Here is an 18,870-nt window from a genome sequence, read left to right on the forward strand (position 1 = left end):
CGGGGTACCAAGTGCAGACACATCACGATCAGCCCTCCAAAACCGGCAAGATGCCTGACGAAACCGAGGCGTTCAGCGCGCCCGTCGCCACCAGTTCGGTGGCGGCGGCGAGGTCGTTTGCCATGTAGCGGTCGACGTCCAGGCTCGGCACCTGCCTGCGGATTGCCGCGATCGCCTTCAAAAGCTCCGGGCTCGTTGCGAGCGGCGCGCGCAGTTCGACGCCCTGGGCGGCGGTCAGCGCTTCGATGCCGATAATGCCGAACAGGTTTTCGGTCATCTGCAGGAGGCGGCGGGCGCCGTGGCAGGCCATCGAGACGTGGTCTTCCTGGTTGGCAGAGGTCGGTGTCGAATCGACCGAGGCCGGGTGCGACATCTGTTTGTTCTCCGACATCAGCGCCGCCGAGGTGACCTCGGCGATCATCAGGCCGGAGTTCAGGCCCGGCTTCCTGGCAAGGAAGGCCGGCAGGCCATAGGAGAGGGTGGGGTCGACGAGCAACGCAATGCGGCGCTGCGAGATCGCGCCGATCTCGCAGATGGCGAGCGCGATCTGGTCGGCGGCGAAGGCGACGGGTTCGGCGTGGAAATTGCCGCCAGAGACGACGGAATTATCCGAGAGCACCAGCGGATTGTCGGTGACCGCATTGGCTTCGATCTCCAGCGTGCGGGCGACCGAGCGCAAGAGGTCGAGGCAGGCGCCGTCGACCTGCGGCTGGCAGCGGATGCAATAGGGGTCCTGCACCCGCTCGTCGCCCTCGATATGGCTCTGGCGGATGATGGAGTTTTCGAGCAGGCCGCGCAGGGCTGCTGCCGTGTCGATCTGCCCCTTATGGCCGCGCAGCGTGTGAATATCCGGATGGAAGGGCGCCGAGGAGCCCATGGCCGCATCCGTGGACATGGCGCCCGTGATCAAGGCGGATTGGGCGGCGCGATGGGCGCGGAACAGGCCGGCGAGCGCCAGCGCCGTCGAGGCTTGGGTGCCGTTGATCAGCGCCAGGCCCTCCTTGGCGGCGAGCACGACCGGTTTCAGCCCGGCGCGTTCGAGGGCTTCAGCGCCGGAAAGGCGTTCGCCGTCGAAAAAGGCTTCGGCCTCGCCCATCATCACGGCCGCCATATGGGCGAGCGGCGCAAGATCGCCGGAAGCGCCGACCGAACCCTTTTCCGGGATCAGCGGGATGACGCCCTTATCCAGCATGCCTTCGATCAGCCGCACCAGTTCCAGCCGCACGCCGGAGGCGCCGCGCCCGAGCGAGACGAGCTTCAGCGCCATGATCAGGCGCACGATATTCTCCGGCAGCGGCGCCCCGACGCCGCAACAATGAGACAGGATGAGATTGCGCTGCAGCGTGGCGACATCGGCGCTGTCGATCTTGATCGAGGCAAGTTTGCCGAAGCCGGTATTGATGCCATAGACCGGCGCGTTGCCGGCGGCGATCTCGGCAATGCGGGCGGCGGCCTTGTTTATGCCGGCATCGAAGGCGGGATCGAGTCTTGCCGGCTCGCCCGTCCAGTAAATAGTCTCGAGGTCGTTGAGCGAGACGGTGCCCGGGTGGAGGGTGATGGTCATCGACCGTTCCTTTCGCCCTTGAAGATACGCGCATGAAGTGGGTTGAAGCCGATGCGGTAGACGAGCTCGGCGAGGGTTTCGACATTCCAGACGGCGAGATCGGCTGACTTGCCGGGCTCGATCGTTCCGGTCTCGGCGATGAGGCCGAGAGCGCGGGCGCCTTCGCGGGTGGCGCCGGCGATGCATTCCTCGACGGTGAGCCCGAACAGTGTCGCCGACATGTTCATGGTCAGCAGCATCGAGGTCAGCGGCGAGGTGCCGGGATTGCAGTCTGTGGCGATCGCGATCGGCACGCCGGCCCGGCGCAGCGCCTCGACCGGCGGCTTCTGCTTCTCATGGATGGCGTAGAAGGCGCCGGGCAGGAGCACGGCGACAGTGCCGGCAGCTGCCATCGCGGCAACGCCATCTTCGTCGAGATATTCGAGATGATCGGCTGAAAGCGCGCCGTATGACGCAGCAAGCTTGGCGCCGCCGAGATTGGAGAGCTGTTCGGCATGCAGCTTGACCGGCAGGCCGAGCGCCTTCGCCTTGTCGAAGACCCGGGCGATCTCGGTCGTGGAAAAGGCGATGCCCTCGCAGAACCCGTCGACGGCATCGGCGAGGCCGAGATTATACATGTCGTCGAGGCCGGGCAGCACGACATCGTCGAGATAGTCGCCGTTGCGGCCTTTGTATTCCACCGGCGTCGCATGCGCGCCGAGATAGCTGGTGGCGACGCGGACCGGCCTGACATGGCCGAGCAGGCGGGCGCTCTGCAGCATCTTCACTTCGCCGGTTCGGTTGAGACCATAGCCGGATTTGATCTCGATCGTCGTCACGCCTTCGGCCAGCAGCGTATCGAGCCGCGGCAGCGCCGTGGCGACAAGCTCCTCGACCGACAGGGCATTGGTTGCCTGAACGGAGGAGACGATGCCGCCGCCGGCCCGCGCAATCTCCTCATAGGTCGCGCCTTCGAGCCGCATCTCGAATTCGCGGGCGCGATTGCCGCCGTGAACGATATGGGTGTGGCAGTCGACGAGACCCGGTGTCACCCAGCGGCCTTCGAGATCGATGATGTCCGAGCGTTCGATCGCCGATGCCGGCAGCTCGCTTTCGGCGCCGGCAAAGGCGATGCGGCCGTTTTCGATCAGCACGGCGCCCTTTTCGACGATGCCGAGCCCCGCTTTGTCAGGAGCAAGCGTGGCGAGCCGCGCATTGCGCCAAAGCGTCGGACGGATGTCGGCGGATGGGCTTCCTTCTGAAAAATTGTTCCCGGTCATCAGCTTTGCGCCTTTCCTTATGCCAAAACATGTATATACATAATCGACAGGTGACAAGAGAAATTTTGCGCGCTCTTCTGGAAAAGAAAGATCGGCTGCGCGGCAGGAGGAGAAGAAGGCCATGACCATACTTCACGCAGCGACGGCGCTCACCCCGCAAGGCTGGCAGAAGAATGTACGGCTGACGCTCGAAGCCGGGCGCATTGCCCGGGTCGTGTCAGGCGTTGCCGCAGCACCCGGCGATGAGCGCCATGCCCTGATCGTTCCCGCCATGGGCAACCTGCACAGCCATGCCTTCCAGCGGGCGATGGCCGGTCTTGCCGAAGTGCGTGGGCCTGCCAGTGACAGCTTCTGGAGCTGGCGCACGGCCATGTACAAGTTCGCCCTGGCGATGACGCCCGATCATGTCGAGGCGGTCGCCGCCAAGCTCTATGCCGAGATGCTGGAGGCGGGCTTTTCTCGTGTCGGCGAGTTCCACTATCTCCACCATGACAAGGATGGCGGCGCTTATGCCAATATCGCCGAGCTTGCCGAACGCATCGGTGCTGCGAGCGAAGAGACCGGCATCGGCCTGACGCTTCTGCCGGTCTTTTATGCCCATTCCGGCTTCGGTGGTGCCGCGCCGATTGAAGGCCAGCGACGCTTCATCAATTCGCTGGAAAGCTTCGAAAGGCTGATGGATGGGTGCCGTGTGGTGACCGGCCGGCTCGACGGCGCCGAACTCGGGCTGGCGCCGCACAGCTTGCGGGCCGCCACTCCCGAGGAGTTGGCGAAGCTTGTGCCGATGGCGGGCGACGGGCCGATCCACATCCATGTCGCCGAACAGGTGAAGGAGGTCGAGGACTGCATTGCCTGGTCCGGCGCGCGGCCGGTGGAATGGCTGCTCGATCATGCGCCGGTCGATCAGCGCTGGTGCTTCATCCATGCAACGCATATGACCGAGGACGAGACGCGGCGGATGGCGAAGAGCGGGGCGATTGCCGGCCTCTGCCCGATCACCGAAGCCAATCTCGGCGACGGCGCCTTTGCCGCGCCGCTCTTCCTCGAAGAGGGCGGCCGTTACGGTATCGGTTCGGATTCAAACGTGCGGATTTCCCTGCCGGAGGAATTGCGCCAACTCGAATATTCGCAGCGCCTGGCGTTGCGCGCCCGCAATGTCGTCGCGGCACCTGGCGGATCGACGGCGCTTTCGCTATTCACCCACGCACTTGCTGGCGGCGCCGGCGCGCTGAGAGCCCCGGCCGGCCTCGTCGAGGGTCATCACGCCGATCTCGTTTCGCTCGATACGTCAGCCGTTCCCTACCTCTCGGGCGATCAGATCCTCGATCACTGGCTGTTTGCCGGCGGCGTTTCCGTCGATTGCGTGTGGGCGCGCGGCTTTAAGCAGGTGGAAGGCGGCCGCCATCGCGAGCGCGACGCAATCGACCGGCGGTTCCTTGCCACAATGGGCGAGTTGCTGGCGGCCTGAAAAGGCACTTTTCCTTTCAAGGCATTCGATCTAGACCGGAGAACCAATCGGAACGTGGCGATGAACCAAAGCAGGGATCTGACCTTGCACCAGCGCATCCTGGGCGAGATCGAGGGGCGTATCGTCTCGGGCGAATGGCCACCGGGGCATCGTATTCCCTTCGAGGTCGACCTCGCCACGCAGTATGACTGCTCGCGTATGACGGTGAACAAGGTGCTGACTCAGCTCGCCAAGGCGGGCCTGATCGAGCGCCGCAAGAAATCCGGCAGCTTCGTCACCCAGCCGCAGGCGCAATCGGCCGTGCTCGAAATCCACGACATCAAGGCTGAGGTGCAGTCGCTGAACCTGCCTTATTCCTATGCGCTTTCGAAGAAGGCGAGCCGCAAGGCGAAAGCGGAAGACAGAAGCCGGCTGGAACTGCCCGTGGCGTCTTCGGTCATCGAGGTGGTCTGCGTCCACAATGCCGGGGCGCGGCCCTTCTGCCTTGAGGAGAGGCTGATCAGCCTTGAAACCGTGCCTGAGGCCGCCGATGCCGATTTTCTGACGGTGGCGCCGGGGCCGTGGCTGCTCGGCCAGGTACCGTGGAGCACGGCCGAACACCGGATCCACGCGGTCTCCGCCAGTGCCGAGGTGGCCGCGGCGCTCGACATTCCGCGCAACACTGCCTGCCTGGTAGTCGAACGCCGCACCTGGAGCGGCGCCGGTCCGGTGACCCACGTCCGTTTCACCTATCCGGGCGATCGCCACGCGCTGGTGGCGCGATTCACGCCGGCCTCGCAGTAGGTTCCATATACAAGATGGCGAGTGTTTTCACTCTTCGAACATCTTGCCGCTGCGTGCTTCGAGCCGATAGCGATAGCCGGGATAGACGAGGCGGGCGGTCGAGACCACCTGTTTTGCCGACCATGTGCGCCGGCGGATCGTCAGGCACGGCTCGGTCTTGAGAATGGTGAGCAGCTTGCATTCCCAGGCCTGCGGCATCGCCGCCTCGACGACGTGCTCGGAGCCGCTGAGCGGGGCGGCGGCCGTCAGATAGGCGTTCGGCGTCAGCGTCGTGAAATCCTGCTCGAGATATTCGGGAGCGGCCTCCGGATGGACGAACCGGTCCTCGATCTGCACCGGAACGCCGTTTTCGCTGTGCACGATCAGCGAGTGGAAAACGGCCGCGCCGATTGCCAACTCCAAGGCGTCGGCAATCTCGGGAGAGGCGGTTTCCCGGGCCAGAACGACGACAGTGGCCTCGTGGATATGGCCGCGTTCGGCGATCTCCTCGGCGATGTTGCGCACCTCGAACAGCGCCGAATATCCCTTGCGCTCGGCGACGAATGAGCCGACGCCCTGGATGCGGACGAGTTCGCCTTCGTTGGCAAGTTCGCGCAGTGCCCGGTTGGCGGTCATCTTGCTGACGCCGAGTTCGACGACCAACTCGTTTTCCGACGGCACGCGGTATTTCGGCGGCCATTCTCCGCTGTGGATGCGGTCGAGGATCACCTGCTTGACGCCGGCGTAGAGCGGCGTGCTGTCATTTCCCGCCAGGTCGCGCTTCATTTCGCCGGACCGCTTCATTGCCTATTCCTTTTGCACGGATGCAATTTGCCACATAATCGACTTTCCTCTTGCATATCACAAAATATCTCATATGGTACCATATACAACCTCCCAATCGGTCCTGGACACAAAAATAGGACGGAAAGGGCAAGCCGGCGAAGATCGGCGTGGCGCCGCAAGGTCTGTTTCAACTCCAGAGGAGAATTCATCAATGAAATTCAGCACAATCCTGTTTTGCGGCGTCGCCGCTCTTTCCGCCTTTGCTGCCCCCGCCTTTGCCAAGGACTGGACGAAGGCGACCATTACGCTTGAAGGCGCCTATGCGCCGTGGAACCTCACCAATGCCGACGGCACGCTCGGCGGCTTCGAGCCGGAGCTTGCCAAGGTGCTCTGCGAACGCGCCAAGATCGAATGCACGCTCGTCGCTTCCGACTGGGACGGCATGATCCCGGCGCTCAACGCCGGCAAGTTCGACGTCATCATGGACGCGCTGTCGATCACCGAGGAGCGCAAGCAGGTCATCGACTTCACCGTTCCCTATGCCGCGACACCCGCCGCCTTCGCCACCGCCAAGGACAGCCCGCTGGCGAAAGCCGCCGGCACCGGCGCCACGATTAAGATGACGCCCGGCCAGACCGGCGTGAAGGAGATCGACGCGCTGAAGGAGGCCTTCAAGGGCAAGACGATCGGTATCCAGGCGGCGACCGTCTATGCCAAGTTCGTCTATGACAATTTCGGCGACATTGCCGAGATCCGCGAATACAAGACCGGCGCCGACCGCGATCTCGACCTGCAGAACGGCCGCATCGACCTCGGCTTCGATGACGCCGTCTATTTCGCCAATGCCTTCCAGGCCGCCAACGGCGCGCTCGACTTCACCGGTCCCGAGATCGTCGGCTCGATCTGGGGCGAGGGCGAAGGCCTCGGCGTCCGCAAGGCCGACACCGATCTGCGCGACAAGTTCAACGTGGCGATCAAGTCGGCGCTGGCCGATGGCACGGTCAAGAACCTTTCGATGAAGTGGTTCAAGGTCGACGTCAGCCCGCAGCAGTAATCGCTTCGGCCGTTTGGCCGCAGGCGCGGTCTCCGGCTTTATCGCCGGAGACCGCGTGTTATTCTCGATCGACAAAACACTGCCACGGACGGGGAACGGACGCTATGGCAACCTTGGAACTGCTTGGCTTCGGCTCGACGGGATGGGGCGCGCTGCTCATTCTCGCCGCCTTGATGACGCTGGCCGTCACCGCGACGGCGCTTGCGATCGGCGCGGTGCTCGGCGCCATCGTCGCGGGTGCGAAGCTCTCCGGCAATCCTCTCCTCATCGCCTTCGGCAATGTCTATACGACCGTCTTTCGCGGCGTGCCGGAACTGCTGATCATCTATCTCATCTATTTCGGCGGTTCCTCCGCCGTCACTTCGATCGGCAAGGCGATGGGCTACGAGGGTTTCCTCGGCCTGCCTTCCTTCGCCGCCGGTGCGCTTGCCGTCGGCATCATCTCCGGCTCCTATCAGGCGGAGGTGTTCCGCGGCGCCTATCTGGCGATCGCCAAGGGTGAGCTCGAAGCCGCTTCGGCGATCGGCATGAATCGCGGCATGCGCTTCCGCCGCATCATCATCCCGCAGGTGCTTCGCTTCGCCATTCCCGGCCTCGGCAATGTCTGGCAGCTCAGCCTCAAGGATTCGGCGCTGATCTCGGTCACTGGCCTTGCCGAGCTGATGCGCACCAGCCAGGTGGCGGCGGGTTCGACCCGGCAATATTTCCTGTTCTTCATCGCCGGCGGCTGCCTCTACCTGATCCTGACCAGCCTTTCCGACCGCATCTTCAACGGGGCGGAACGCCGCGCCAATCGCAGCATGCCGGCCTCCGCCATGGGCCAGGCGTAAGGGGACGACGATGGATTTCACCTTTCTCGCCTCGACCATGGTGACGCTGCTCAAGGCTGTGCCGACGACGCTGATCCTGTTTTCGCTGTCGATCTTCTTCGGTGGCCTGCTGGCGCTCGTCATCGTCACGATGCGGGTCAGCGGCAACCGCTATCTGTCGGGTTTCGCCAAGGGTTATATCTTCGTCTTTCGCGGCTCGCCGCTGTTGATCCAGATGTTCCTGGTGTTCTACGGCCTCGGCCAGTTCGGCGTCATCCGCTATTCCTTCCTCTGGCCGTTCCTGCGCGAGCCGATGGTCTGCGCCGTGCTGTCGCTGGCGCTCTGCACCGCCGGCTACACGGCGGAGATCTTCCGCGGCGGCATCCGCGCGGTTTCGCCGAAGGAGATCGAGGCGGCCCGTTCGATCGGCATGTCCGGTTTCCTGATGGTGCGCCGCATCCTGGCGCCGATCGCCTTCCGCCATGCGCTGCCGGCCTATTCGACCGAGATCGTGCTGATGATGAAATCGACGGCGCTCGCCAGCCTCGTCACCGTCTGGGAGGTCACCGGTGTGGCCCAGCGGCTGATCTCGCAGACCTACCGCACGATGGAAGTCTTCCTCTGCGCGGCGATCATCTATCTCGTTTTGAACTTCATCATCCTGCAGGGCATGGCTCTGCTCGAATATTCGCTGTCCCGACACCGCCGTGCGATCCCGCAGGCGCTGAAGGCCTAGGCGGAACCTGAATCGATTGGAGCAACCATGCCAGGCGTAACCCGACTTTCGGTCCGCAATATCCGCAAGAGCTTCGGCACGCACGAGGTGCTGCGCGGCATTTCCCTCGATGCTGAGGACGGCGATGTGATCTCGCTGCTCGGCGCCTCCGGCTCCGGCAAATCGACCTTTCTGCGCTGCATCAACCTGCTCGAAACCGCCAGCGACGGTGAGATCTGGGTCGATGGCGAGCACATCGAGATGGTTCACAAGAACGGCAAGACAAGACCGGCCAGCCAGAAGCAGGTCGACCACATCCGCTCCGAACTCGGCATGGTGTTCCAGTCCTTCAATCTCTGGTCCCATATGACGATCCTGCAGAACGTCATCGAAGGGCCGATCCATGTGTTGAAGCGGCCGCGCGCCGACTGCATCGCCGAGGCCGAAGCGCTGCTTGAAAAGGTCGGCATCGCAGACAAGCGCCATGCCTATCCCGCCCATCTCTCCGGCGGCCAGCAGCAGCGCGCCGCAATCGCCCGCGCGCTGGCGATGAAGCCGAAGGTCATGCTGTTCGACGAGCCGACCTCGGCGCTCGATCCGGAACTCGTCGGTGAGGTCCTGCGCGTCATGCGGGCACTTGCCGAGGAAGGCATGACCATGCTCGTCGTCACCCATGAGATGAGCTTTGCCCGCAACGTCTCGAACCGCGTCGTCTTCATGCGCGAGGGGCTGATCGAAAGCAGCGGCAAGCCGGACGAGATGTTCACAACAGGCGCGACCCCCGCCTTCCGCCAGTTCATCGGCCATTTCGGGACAGGTCAATGACGATCATCATCGATAGAGTGCTGACCTGGCGCGATGTCGCGCGCGTCGGGGCAGGGGAAGCTCTTGCGCTGTCGCCGGCCGCCTGGGCGCGCGTCGAGCAGGCAAGCCGCATCGTCGCCAGCATCGTCGAAACCGGCGTACGCGCCTATGGCGTCAACACCGGCGTCGGGGCGCTGGCCGATACCGTGGTCGATCGCGCCTCGCAGAGCCTGCTGTCGCGCAGCATCGTGCTCAGCCACGCCTGCGGTGTCGGGCCGTTGCTTGATGCCCGCGCCGTGCGCGCCATCATTGCCGCTCAGATTGCCAATTTCGCCCATGGCCATTCCGGCGTGCGGCGCGAGATCGTCGAGCATCTCACCGCCCTGCTGGCGCATGATTGCATTCCCGACGTGCCGTCGAAAGGCTCGGCGGGTTACCTCACCCACAATGCCCATGCGGCGCTCGTCCTGATCGGCGAAGGCAGCGCCATGCTGGGCGGAGAACGCATGAGCGGCCGCCAGGCACTTGCGGCGATCGGCCTCGAACCGCTGGTGCTCGGCGCCAAGGAGGGGTTGAGCCTCGTCAACGGCACGGCCTGCGCCACCGGCCTGGCCGCCACGGCACTTATGCGCGCCGAACGGCTGCTCGACTGGGCCGATGCCATCGCCGCGCTGACGCTGGAAGCGGCGGGTTGCCAGATCGCCGCCTTCGACGAGGCGGTGCTGGCGCTGCGCCCATCGGCGGGAATTGAAAAGGTGGGAGCGTCCCTTCGTGCCCGCCTTCGCGGCAGCGGCCTTGTCGCCGCCGCCTTCGGCCGGCGCACCCAGGATGCGCTCAGCCTCCGTTCGGTGCCGCATGCGCATGGCGCCGCCCGCGACGTCTTCGACAATTCGGCTCGCATCGTCAACCAGGAGCTTGCTTCAGTGACGGACAATCCGGCCGTCTCGGGCACGCCGGAGCAGCCGATCGTCTCCTCCGAGGCCCATGCCGTTGCCCCGGCGCTCGGGCAGGCGGCTGACAGTCTCGCCATTGCACTGGCGCAGATCGGCGCGATCAGCGAAAGGCGCATGGACCGGCTGGTCAATCCGCTGGTGAGCGGCCTGCCGCCGTTTCTCGCGAGCGACGCCGGCAGCCATTCCGGCTTCATGATCGCGCAATATACCGCCGCCGCGCTGAGCAATGAAAACCGCCGCCTTGCCGCGCCCGCGGCGATGGACGGCGGCCTGACCTCCGGCCTGCAGGAGGATTTCCTCGCCCATCCCACAGCCGCCGCCGGCAAGCTGCTCGCGGTCATCGACAATGCCGAATATATCCTGGCGATCGAGCTGATGACCGCCGCCCAGGCGCATGATTTTCTGGCGGCGACAGCGCCCCGGGCGGCCGGGACGGATCTGGTCTATCAGGCCGCGCGGGAGCATATCTCCCATTATGGCGACGAGCGGCCGCTCAACGGCGATATCGAGGCGGTGCGCAGCCTGGTCCGCGAGACTGCGCCGCCACCGATGAATTGAATCGGGCTGACCGTCAGAACGGCTTGCTGGTGTCGGAATCCTGCTTCAGCTTTCCGCCAGCCTCGAGGCGTTTGAGGCATTGGGCGAAGGTGGGGTAGAGCTGGTCTACCCGCGAGAGTGGCAGCGTCCAGTCGCCCTCGTCGCCGGCAAAGGTCAGCTGCACATCAGGGGTTCCGGCAAACGAATTCTTGATGATCTTCTTCAGTCCAGCGCTTCCCTTGCTGCCCACTGGCCAGAGGCGAAGCGTATTCTTGTCGAAAAACTCGGCCGCGACCACCTTCGTCACTTGGCGATCGGTGAGCGTCACCTCGGTTTTGGTATCGGCTGGAATGTCCCATGTAGTCTTGGCAACGAGCCAGAAGGTCTCGCTCGCGCTCTGGCGGAATTCCATGGTCTTGCCGATCTCGCTGTCCCAGCGCAGGCGGCAGTAGGCAGGCTGTTCGTTGGCATAGCCCACCGACCATTGTCTTGCGCCGCCCATCCATTCGGTCTCGCCGGAGGCGGAAGCCGGCTGCAGGGCGGATGCCAGCAGAACCATCGCGGTCAGAATTTTCATCGCCGAAACCTCCAGGCCAATCGGCTTCAGCCATAGCAAAAGAAGGTTGAGCTTTTGCTACCGACGGTTTGGAAACCAGGCGGCGAGCGGCTCCTCGACGGCCGCAAGGTCTTGAATTTTCGCCTCGCCTTGCCGATTTGGCAGGTGAGGACATGATGCGAAGGGAGCTCGACGGCAGGCATGACGGAGGTTCGACGAAGCGGTTTCCTGGCGAGGCTCAACGCCTATGAGCCACTGACCCTGATCATGCTGGCATCGGTCGCCGGCGGGCTGTTCGTGCTGCAGCGGCTGACGAGCGAGGTACTCGAGGGCGAGACCTTTGGTTTCGACCAGGCGATTCTGCTGGCGCTGCGGCGGGCGGATGATCTTGCCGTGCCGATCGGTCCGGCCTGGCTGACCCACGCTGTCGACGACATCACCAGCCTCGGCGGCATCACCGTCCTGGCGCTGCTGACGGTTCTCATCACCGTCTATCTCTTGCTCGATCGGCGCTGGCCGATCGCGATCTTCGTCTTTTCGTCTGTGCTATCGGGCTGGCTGGCGAGCACGCTGTTGAAGATCCTCGTCGCGCGGCCGCGTCCGGATGTCGTGCCGCATCTGATCGAGGTCAGCGATCTCAGCTTTCCCTCCGGGCACGCCATGGTCTCGGCGGTGACCTATCTGACGCTCGGGGCGCTGGTGGCGCGCACCCAGCGGTACCGCTCGACGCGGATCTTCGTCATGGGCGTCGGCGTCTTCCTCGCCGTCATCATCGGGTTCAGCCGGATCTATCTCGGCGTCCATTACCCCACGGATGTTTTTGCTGGATGGTGTGCCGGGGCACTGTGGGCGCTCGGCTGCTGGCTGATCTCGAAGAGGTTCGTCCCGAGCCGTGCGCCTGACGATGGCGTCGAGACTGCAAATGGAGACAACACATAGCTCAATGCGGCTCAACCGCATGAATGTGGCGCCGTGCTGGCGGCGCCACAGGTGCTTGAGGGCTTAGGTTCTGCCGCTTTCGTTGAAAGCTGAACCGCTTTAGGTGCGCGGCTTCAGATTTTCCGGGTCGTAGATCGGCTTGTATCCGACGCCGACAACCTCCACCGGGTAGCTCTCGGCAAAATACTCGATATTGAGCTTGCGTCCGACCTGGCAATGCGACCACGGCAGATAGGCCAAAGCAATGTTCTTGCCGACCGTCGGTCCGTAGGCGATCGAGGTCGTGTAGGACCGGCGGCCGAGTTCGTCGACCAGAACCTCTCCAGTGGCGGGATCGATAACCGGCAGGTTGCCGAGAGGATAACGCTTCACGCCTGTCTTGTCGGTATTCTCGGTCATCACGAGCGTGCACAGCATGGCCGGCTGGTGCTCGCGCGCCTTGTATTCCAGATGTTTTGCCTTGCCGCGGAAATCGGCTTCCTTGACCTTAGGTCGGGCGAGATCGGCTTCGATCAGATTGTACTGGGTCAGCAGGTCGGCGTTCTGCAGGCGCAGGCTCTTCTCCATGCGGCGCGAATTCGCATAGGTCTCGACGCCGAAGGCCATCACGCCGGTCGAGCGCAGCGCATCCCAGACGGCGAGGCCGTCCTCGTACTTCATGTGCAGTTCCCAGCCCTGCTCGCCGACATAGGAGATGCGGAAGGCGGTGACGGTCTTGCCTGATATTTCGATCGGCTTGATCGCCGCAAAGGCGAAGTTTTCCTGATCGAGCCCGGCCGGATCGGCCACGACCTTCTTCAGCGTCTCGCGCGCGTTCGGACCCCAGATGCCGATCGTCACGAATTTTTCCGAGACGTCGGTGACGGTCACGTCAAGGCCGCGGTCTTGAGCGACGCGCTTCATATAGTGCAGGTCGCGCGGGCCGGCATCGGCGCCGTTGACGAGACGGCAGCGGTCGGCCATGCGGAAGACGGTGAAGTCGGCGCGCACCATGCCTTCGTCGTCGAGGAAATGGGTGTAGACGCCCTTGCCGATGTTGGCATCGCCGCCGATCTTGGCAGCGCACAGCCATTCCATCAGTTCGACATGGTCGGGTCCTTCGATATCGACCATGTGGAAGTGGCTGAGATTGACGATGCCGCAATCCTCGCTCATCGCCAGATGCTCGGCATTCGAGACGCGCCAGAAATGGCGGCTGTCCCATTCGTTCTCGCGAACCGGCACGCGGTCACCGTATTTTTCCAGAAGGTGCTCGTTGGCGGCGTAGCCGTGCGCACGCTCCCAGCCGCCGAGCTCCATGAAGTAGCCGCCCAGCTCCTTTTCGCGCTCGTAGAAGGGCGAGCGCTTGACGTTGCGGCCGGAGGCATAGGGTTCGCGGGTGTGGACAGCCGGGAAATAGATCTTCTGGGCGGCTTCGAAGCAGCGGCCTTCAATGAACTCTTCCGTCAGCTGATGCGGATAGAAGCGGGCGTAATCAATGCTGTTGTGGTCGATTTCGGTCCGACCGTCGGTCATCCAGTCGGCGATCAGCTTGCCATAGCCGGGGCCATCCTTGACCCAGATGGCGACGCAATACCAGAGGCCGCGCACCTTCTGGCTCTCGCCGCAGGATGGACCGCCGGCGGCGGAAACCTGCAGCAGACCGTTGAAGGAATGGCCTTCGTTATAACCGAGTTCGCCGAGGATCGGCGTCAGTTCCATGGCGCGCTCGAGCGGCTCGATGATCTGTTCCATCTCGAGATCGCGCTGCGACGGCGAAAGGCGGGCTTCGTGTTTTTCGAGAAGCTCGCGCGGATGGCACATGCGCGGATTGTTGGCTTCGTAATAGCCCCACTCAATCTGGCCGCCTTCGGTCGTCGCCGGGTCGCCGGTATCGCGCATATAGGCGGAGTTGCCCTGGTCGCGCAGCAGCGGGAAGCCGATCTCCTTGCCGGTGCCTTCGAACTCGTTATAGGGACCGAAGAAGGTCAGCGGGTGATCGACCGGCATGACCGGCAGGTCTTCGCCGACCATCTCGGCGATCAGGCGTCCCCAGAGGCCGGCGCAGACGATGACGTGGTCGGCCATGATGGTGCCGCGATGGGTGACGACGCCCTTGATGCGGCCGCCTTCGACGATCAGCGACTTCGCCGGGGTATTGCCGAAGACCTGCAGCTTGCCGGCCTTTTCGGCGGCGTCGACCAGTTTGCCGGCAACGGTCTGCGAGCGCGGAATGACGAGGCCGGCATCCGGATCGAAGAGGCCGCCCATCACCTGATCTTCCTCGATCAGCGGGAACTTCTTCTTGATCTCGGCAGGGCTGACATAATGGGCGCGTGTGCCGAAGGCGCGGGCCGAGGAAAGCTTGCGCTTGATTTCCTCCATCCAGGCATGGTCGCCGGTACGCGCCACTTCGAGGCCGCCGATGCGGGCGTAATGGCCCATTTTCTCATAGAAATCGATCGAATATTGCGTGGTCCAGACCGACAGATAGTCGTGGCTGGTGGTGTAACAGAAGTCCGAGGCATGGGCTGTCGAGCCGATGTCGGTCGGTATGCCCGACTTGTCGATGCCGACGATGTCGTCCCATCCGCGCTCGACGAGATGATGAGCGATGGAGGCGCCGACGATGCCGCCGAGCCCGATGATGACGACCTTTGCCTTTTCCGGAAATGCTGCCACGTGCTGTTCCTTCTATTTCCGCACGAATTAAAACCACCTAGCCGCGCTTGGCTTACGCTTCGCGTGAGATGCAGGAGTCATGTCAGCCTCGTGAGCGTGTCACATTTGCCGAAGCTGCAAAACCCCAGACCTCTCCCTCTCGAAGCTGGATAAGCCATTATGCATAAGGCTCACAATCGTCATTGGTCCTACGCCGTCGAGTAACGGCGTAATTGCGTCAGCCCGGATCGAGGCTGAAATTATTCCCGATAGAGCTCGCACGCCCGGATCACGACGCTGAAATCGCCTCGAGCCGGTCGATGTCCCCCAGCACGATATCTTCGGAAACAGGTTCGCGATTGTGCAGTCGGAACCATTCGGCCGCTTCGCGCACGCGATCCCCGTGCGGCGAGGGATAGGCGCCCAGCCGGAGAACCCACTCGCGCACGGTCTCGCGCTCCATCCGTCCGGCCCGATATCGCTCGCAGACGGTTTTCGCCGAGGCGACGAGATCATTGATGCTTTTCACGGGACTGTCCCTCAATGCACGGAAGGCTCTTCATCGTCGAGGAAGGATCGAATGCCGTCCCGCGCCACGACCGCCAGGAATTCGTCGAAGGCTTCACGGTCGGTCGCGAACGGCTCGTCCCACTGGATCAGATCCTCCGCCTGGGTGACGACTTCCATCGTCCAGTCTCCGTTGCTGCCGGCGGTTCGAAAGATATCGACGAGCACCGTAACCCCGTCATCGGTAAATTCCCCCGCCAATTCGGAGTGCTCAAGCTTCTGTTTCTTTGCCATTCAACCGCCAGCGCCGGGAGGGGCGTCGTTTTTGAGATGCTCTTCATATTGGACCGTCTCAGTCTCGTCCGTGTCTATAGAAGCCGATGGCGATCTTGCCAAGCGAACGCCGGCGCCGCCGCCATCTTCCGGGATAAACAACGCGCCTGCATCTTCCAGGCTGCGCCTCATGGCCTGGAGAGTTTTCTCATCAGGGAGATGCGCTCCCGCCTCGAAACCGGCAATCGTCGCCTTGTCGATCTTCGAAGCTGAAGACAGGTCGTCCTCAGACCACGCGATGAGTGCCCGCGCGGCGCGGCACTGGGCTGGAGATAGATACAAATCACTACCTTGCATCGAAATTCGATTCTTGCTCTGGGTCAGCAATACAAAGATGTAACCGCAGCAGAAGAAAGCAAGCGAGGCTCACTGTCAGTCTATGCCGGTTGCGGTTGCGCGTCATTATGATGGACGAGCCGAAAGTCGCCGAAGCTTCCGCACCGACAATCGTCTCGGCTGGCATTGACCGCTATTGCGGCACCTGGAACAGGTGGCGGATTCGCATAAGCAACGAGGTCATCGAGCTGCCGTTCAACGTTGTGCCTTCGGTCACGAATGAATGCTGGCCGGTCTCTATGCGGCGGGACAGCGTGGCGGCGAGCTCCTCGGCGATGCCGGGCCGGTCGTGCAGCAGCGGTGTCAGACTGGTCTGCGCAATTTCGTAAATGACCACGAAGGTAAGGGCGCGCAGCCTTGCCGCTTCGCCGGCGCCGATCAGCAGTCCGCTCTCGCCGAAATAGTCGCCCGGTGCCAATCGTCCGACTTCGATTTCCTTTTGGCCCTCCTTCCGCGTCGCGATGACGGCGCCGCTGCGCACGATCATCAGCGAAGCCACCGTATCCCCCTGTTCAATCAGAATCGCATCCTTCTTGAAGGTCCGCCGCGTCATCGAGGCGGCCAGCGTTTCCTTCTCGTCCTCCGTCAACGAGGAAAACAGGGGGATGGCATCGAGGAGCTTCAGCGGCGTCGGACGATGCGGCCCTGCCATTTCTTCCGGCTGCATCCGGTCGGGCGGCGGGCCCGCGGCATCGATCGGCCGCGTCAGGGTGAGGCCGGCAGCCTTGATGTGGCGATAGACGAGATCGAATATCTCATTCTTCGCCGGCCCAGCGTGGCCAATATCCCTGACGCGAAAAGAAAGCTCAACCTCCACCGCATCGGCATTGAGCGATTTGACCTGTACGCCGGGCATTGGTTCCGTCAGGATAGAGCCGCTGCTCAAAAGCACGGTGCGCATGACCTCGACGATCGTCGATGGCCCCGCCGTCGGTACGACGCGGACCGTCAGCATGACACCGTGGCTGCGGTCGGGGCTGCTGAGGTTGGTCAGCCCCACCTTGGCAAGGAAGCTGTTGGGCAGGATGACGAGGTCGTTCGTGCCGTTCAGGAGATGCGTGGAACGCCAGTTGGTTTCGACGACACGCCCTTCGACGCCGTCGGTGAGGACGATCCAATCGCCGATTGTGTAAGGCCGGCCGAGATTGAGGGCGATGCCTGAAAAGACGTCGTTCAGCGTGCTCTGCAGCGCCAGGCCGAGGATGATGGCGAAGACGCCCGAGGTGGCGATCAGCGTCCCGACGGGAAAGCTGAAGACATAGGCTACCACCGAAAGGATCGCGCCGAGATAGATCAGGCCGATAACCAGATCCTGAACGAGGCGCCCCTCCCGCGGTTGACGTTCGAAGATCAAGAAGACACGAACGAAGCCGATCAAGGCCCAGGCGGCATTGATCCACCAGACCACCTTGGCAAGGCCGATGAAGACACGTTCGAAGGTGGACGACGATGTCGGGCTGACCTCATAGGGCACGATATCGTGATAGAGAAGCAGGATGGTCAGCGCCGCGAAGAAGAACACCTGACCGGCCAGCTTCCAGCTCGGGAAGCGGCGAAGGGCAATTCGGGTAACCATCGCGCCGACCACGGCCAGCATTCCGACCTGGACGATGGGATCGGAAAGCACGTCGGGCCAAGTGGGATTGTCAAGCATTGAAATCGACTCGCGAGAGAAGGCTGAGTGCGGCCAGAACCGCTATGGCAATGACCGGTCGAAGAACCTTCGTCGCTGTCATCGAATAGTCCTTGAGAAAATTCCATTCCTCGCGACGTCCGCCGGGCAGGCGACCGGAGGTCCGGAAAAGCAACATTGCCGTTCGTTCAAGCGATGTCAAACCGCCACCTAGCCATGGATTTCGCGTTGCGCCTTTCGGGTGATCAGGCGCTCAGCGAAGCTTGCCGATGCTGGCATACATGCCGGTCGTGCGGAATTCGGTCGGATTGGTGCCGTAGACGCGGCGGAAGACCTTCGAGAAATAGTTTGCGTCCTCGAAGCCGCACATGATGGCAACTTCCTTGACCGGCAGGAAGTCTGCCTTGGTCAAAAGCTTGACGGCGCGCTGCAGCCGCTGCTGCAGCACGTATTCCGCCGGCGGCATGCCTTCGCTCTCGGCGAAGCTGCGGGAGAAATGCGCGCGGCTGAGGCCGACGATGCCGGCGAGTTCGCTGACCGGCAGCGGTTTGTCGAGATTGGCGTTGATATGATCGATGACAGGCTGCATCAGGCTGAGCTCGGCGGCAAAGGCCGGCGAGCCGAAGACGTCGTCATAGAGCGCCATCGCGGCTTCATAGGCGATCGCCGAGGCCGCTCCCGCCGAGGTCGCGCCCTTGACGAGACGGAGGCTGCAATCGGCGAGATGATCGATGGTCGAGGGCTGCAGTTTCAAGACCGGACCGGCAGTGGAAAGTACCAGCTTGTGGATGCGCAGCGTTTCCTCGCCGTTCATCGAAATCCAGAAATACTCCCAACGGTCGCCCTTCTCCAGCCAGTAGCGGTGATTGTGCGGCACGAGCACGAGGAGCGTGTCGCCGCCCTGAAGGCGATAGTTGCGGTTCTGGTAGCGCAGCCGGCCGCTGCCGCTGATCGTGTGCTGCAGCACGGTGAACGGCGTCTGGCCGCGTCTGCGGCCGTCCCAATCATAGGTTTCGTTCTCGCGCACCTCGTAACCGGCGCTGGTCGGCATCGCGTGCAACCGCTGACGGCCGCGGGGTAGCGAGACCGTCCTCATCGACTGTCCGTTGGCGATTAAATCCTGCAGCACAAAATTACCCCTGAAAGCATAATCCTTCTCTGGTCGGCCTGCCGAATTCGGGCATAATCCCGCTCGACAAGAAGGAAGAGAGCACG

Annotated in this window: 18 protein-coding genes; 8 read left to right on the forward strand and 10 right to left on the reverse strand. The window is 63.1% G+C overall.

All coding sequences use genetic code 11. The features are described from left to right. Positions 1-28: 28 nt before the first annotated feature. A complete protein-coding gene (hutH, locus tag HJC00_RS04365; RefSeq protein WP_221163670.1) occupies positions 29-1,564 on the reverse strand; it encodes a histidine ammonia-lyase in 1,536 nt (511 codons plus the stop codon). Further along, the gene (hutI, locus tag HJC00_RS04370) at positions 1,561-2,823 is read right to left on the reverse strand and encodes an imidazolonepropionase (RefSeq protein ID WP_221163671.1); all 1,263 of its coding nucleotides are present in this window, start codon (positions 2,821-2,823) and stop codon (positions 1,561-1,563) included. The genes hutH (HJC00_RS04365) and hutI overlap by 4 nt, the downstream gene beginning before the upstream one ends. Positions 2,824-2,944: 121 nt before the next feature. Here hutI and HJC00_RS04375 point away from each other — a divergent pair, with 121 nt between their 5' ends. Together HJC00_RS04375 and hutC (HJC00_RS04380) are read left to right on the forward strand one after the other, a co-directional pair. Beyond that, positions 2,945-4,291, forward strand: a complete 1,347-nt coding sequence (locus HJC00_RS04375; RefSeq protein WP_221163672.1) for a formimidoylglutamate deiminase — start codon at positions 2,945-2,947, stop codon at positions 4,289-4,291. A 60-nt stretch (positions 4,292-4,351) separates the two neighbouring features. Then, positions 4,352-5,074, forward strand: a complete 723-nt coding sequence (hutC, locus tag HJC00_RS04380) for a histidine utilization repressor (protein ID WP_097598836.1) — start codon at positions 4,352-4,354, stop codon at positions 5,072-5,074. A 27-nt stretch (positions 5,075-5,101) separates the two neighbouring features. Here the strand turns inward: hutC (HJC00_RS04380) and hutC (HJC00_RS04385) are convergent, their stop codons facing one another. Next, positions 5,102-5,857, reverse strand: coding sequence for a histidine utilization repressor (gene hutC / locus HJC00_RS04385; protein ID WP_221163673.1), 756 nt, complete (start codon positions 5,855-5,857; stop codon positions 5,102-5,104). Positions 5,858-6,050: 193 nt separating this feature from the next. On the opposite strand from hutC (HJC00_RS04385), the gene HJC00_RS04390 reads away from it, so the two are divergent. From HJC00_RS04390 to hutH (HJC00_RS04410), 5 genes are all read left to right on the forward strand, one after another. After that, complete coding sequence (locus tag HJC00_RS04390; protein WP_221144891.1) at positions 6,051-6,893, forward strand: transporter substrate-binding domain-containing protein; 843 nt, start codon at positions 6,051-6,053, stop codon at positions 6,891-6,893. 104 nt (positions 6,894-6,997) lie between these two features. Then, on the forward strand, positions 6,998-7,723 hold the full coding sequence (locus HJC00_RS04395; protein WP_221163674.1) for an ABC transporter permease: 726 nt from the start codon (positions 6,998-7,000) through the stop codon (positions 7,721-7,723). Positions 7,724-7,733: 10 nt separating this feature from the next. Beyond that, positions 7,734-8,438, forward strand: coding sequence for an ABC transporter permease (locus HJC00_RS04400; protein ID WP_168296488.1), 705 nt, complete (start codon positions 7,734-7,736; stop codon positions 8,436-8,438). 27 nt (positions 8,439-8,465) lie between these two features. Beyond that, the gene (locus tag HJC00_RS04405; RefSeq protein WP_040111353.1) at positions 8,466-9,242 is read left to right on the forward strand and encodes an ABC transporter ATP-binding protein; all 777 of its coding nucleotides are present in this window, start codon (positions 8,466-8,468) and stop codon (positions 9,240-9,242) included. Then, positions 9,239-10,732: a histidine ammonia-lyase gene (hutH, locus tag HJC00_RS04410; protein WP_221124001.1), complete on the forward strand. Its 1,494-nt coding sequence runs from the start codon at positions 9,239-9,241 to the stop codon at positions 10,730-10,732. Before HJC00_RS04405 ends, hutH (HJC00_RS04410) begins: the two co-directional genes overlap by 4 nt. A gap of 13 nt (positions 10,733-10,745) precedes the next feature. Here the strand turns inward: hutH (HJC00_RS04410) and HJC00_RS04415 are convergent, their stop codons facing one another. Then, positions 10,746-11,288, reverse strand: coding sequence for a hypothetical protein (locus tag HJC00_RS04415; protein ID WP_221144893.1), 543 nt, complete (start codon positions 11,286-11,288; stop codon positions 10,746-10,748). A gap of 180 nt (positions 11,289-11,468) precedes the next feature. Here HJC00_RS04415 and HJC00_RS04420 point away from each other — a divergent pair, with 180 nt between their 5' ends. Further along, the gene (locus tag HJC00_RS04420; RefSeq protein WP_210632558.1) at positions 11,469-12,206 is read left to right on the forward strand and encodes a phosphatase PAP2 family protein; all 738 of its coding nucleotides are present in this window, start codon (positions 11,469-11,471) and stop codon (positions 12,204-12,206) included. A 99-nt stretch (positions 12,207-12,305) separates the two neighbouring features. Here HJC00_RS04420 and HJC00_RS04425 read toward each other — a convergent pair whose 3' ends face one another. The 6 genes from HJC00_RS04425 to HJC00_RS04455 all read right to left on the reverse strand — a co-directional run bounded on the left by HJC00_RS04425 (position 12,306) and on the right by HJC00_RS04455 (position 18,751). Then, positions 12,306-14,867, reverse strand: coding sequence for an FAD-dependent oxidoreductase (locus HJC00_RS04425; RefSeq protein ID WP_221163675.1), 2,562 nt, complete (start codon positions 14,865-14,867; stop codon positions 12,306-12,308). 268 nt (positions 14,868-15,135) lie between these two features. After that, positions 15,136-15,375, reverse strand: a complete 240-nt coding sequence (locus HJC00_RS04435; RefSeq protein ID WP_210632561.1) for a hypothetical protein — start codon at positions 15,373-15,375, stop codon at positions 15,136-15,138. 11 nt (positions 15,376-15,386) lie between these two features. Continuing rightward, a complete protein-coding gene (locus HJC00_RS04440; protein ID WP_210632563.1) occupies positions 15,387-15,647 on the reverse strand; it encodes a hypothetical protein in 261 nt (86 codons plus the stop codon). Beyond that, positions 15,648-15,968 (reverse strand): XRE family transcriptional regulator, encoded by a 321-nt coding sequence (locus HJC00_RS04445; RefSeq protein ID WP_221163764.1) that lies wholly within the window; start codon positions 15,966-15,968, stop codon positions 15,648-15,650. Between the two features lie 187 nt (positions 15,969-16,155). After that, a complete protein-coding gene (locus HJC00_RS04450) occupies positions 16,156-17,676 on the reverse strand; it encodes a mechanosensitive ion channel family protein (RefSeq protein ID WP_221144897.1) in 1,521 nt (506 codons plus the stop codon). 232 nt (positions 17,677-17,908) lie between these two features. Beyond that, positions 17,909-18,751: an AraC family transcriptional regulator gene (locus HJC00_RS04455; RefSeq protein WP_210632648.1), complete on the reverse strand. Its 843-nt coding sequence runs from the start codon at positions 18,749-18,751 to the stop codon at positions 17,909-17,911. Between the last annotated feature and the right edge of the window lie 119 nt (positions 18,752-18,870).

The organism is Rhizobium sp. NLR22b, assembly GCF_019685295.1.
Lineage (GTDB): Bacteria > Pseudomonadota > Alphaproteobacteria > Rhizobiales > Rhizobiaceae > Rhizobium.

Coding starts and splice junctions, on each gene's coding strand:
- hutH (WP_221163670.1), bottom strand. CDS start 1,564: ATGACCATCACCCTCCACCCGGGCACCGTCTCGCTCAACGACCTCGAG.
- hutI (WP_221163671.1), bottom strand. CDS start 2,823: ATGACCGGGAACAATTTTTCAGAAGGAAGCCCATCCGCCGACATCCGT.
- HJC00_RS04375 (WP_221163672.1), top strand. CDS start 2,945: ATGACCATACTTCACGCAGCGACGGCGCTCACCCCGCAAGGCTGGCAG.
- hutC (WP_097598836.1), top strand. CDS start 4,352: ATGAACCAAAGCAGGGATCTGACCTTGCACCAGCGCATCCTGGGCGAG.
- hutC (WP_221163673.1), bottom strand. CDS start 5,857: ATGAAGCGGTCCGGCGAAATGAAGCGCGACCTGGCGGGAAATGACAGC.
- HJC00_RS04390 (WP_221144891.1), top strand. CDS start 6,051: ATGAAATTCAGCACAATCCTGTTTTGCGGCGTCGCCGCTCTTTCCGCC.
- HJC00_RS04395 (WP_221163674.1), top strand. CDS start 6,998: ATGGCAACCTTGGAACTGCTTGGCTTCGGCTCGACGGGATGGGGCGCG.
- HJC00_RS04400 (WP_168296488.1), top strand. CDS start 7,734: ATGGATTTCACCTTTCTCGCCTCGACCATGGTGACGCTGCTCAAGGCT.
- HJC00_RS04405 (WP_040111353.1), top strand. CDS start 8,466: ATGCCAGGCGTAACCCGACTTTCGGTCCGCAATATCCGCAAGAGCTTC.
- hutH (WP_221124001.1), top strand. CDS start 9,239: ATGACGATCATCATCGATAGAGTGCTGACCTGGCGCGATGTCGCGCGC.
- HJC00_RS04415 (WP_221144893.1), bottom strand. CDS start 11,288: ATGAAAATTCTGACCGCGATGGTTCTGCTGGCATCCGCCCTGCAGCCG.
- HJC00_RS04420 (WP_210632558.1), top strand. CDS start 11,469: ATGACGGAGGTTCGACGAAGCGGTTTCCTGGCGAGGCTCAACGCCTAT.
- HJC00_RS04440 (WP_210632563.1), bottom strand. CDS start 15,647: ATGGCAAAGAAACAGAAGCTTGAGCACTCCGAATTGGCGGGGGAATTT.
- HJC00_RS04450 (WP_221144897.1), bottom strand. CDS start 17,676: ATGCTTGACAATCCCACTTGGCCCGACGTGCTTTCCGATCCCATCGTC.
- HJC00_RS04455 (WP_210632648.1), bottom strand. CDS start 18,751: ATGAGGACGGTCTCGCTACCCCGCGGCCGTCAGCGGTTGCACGCGATG.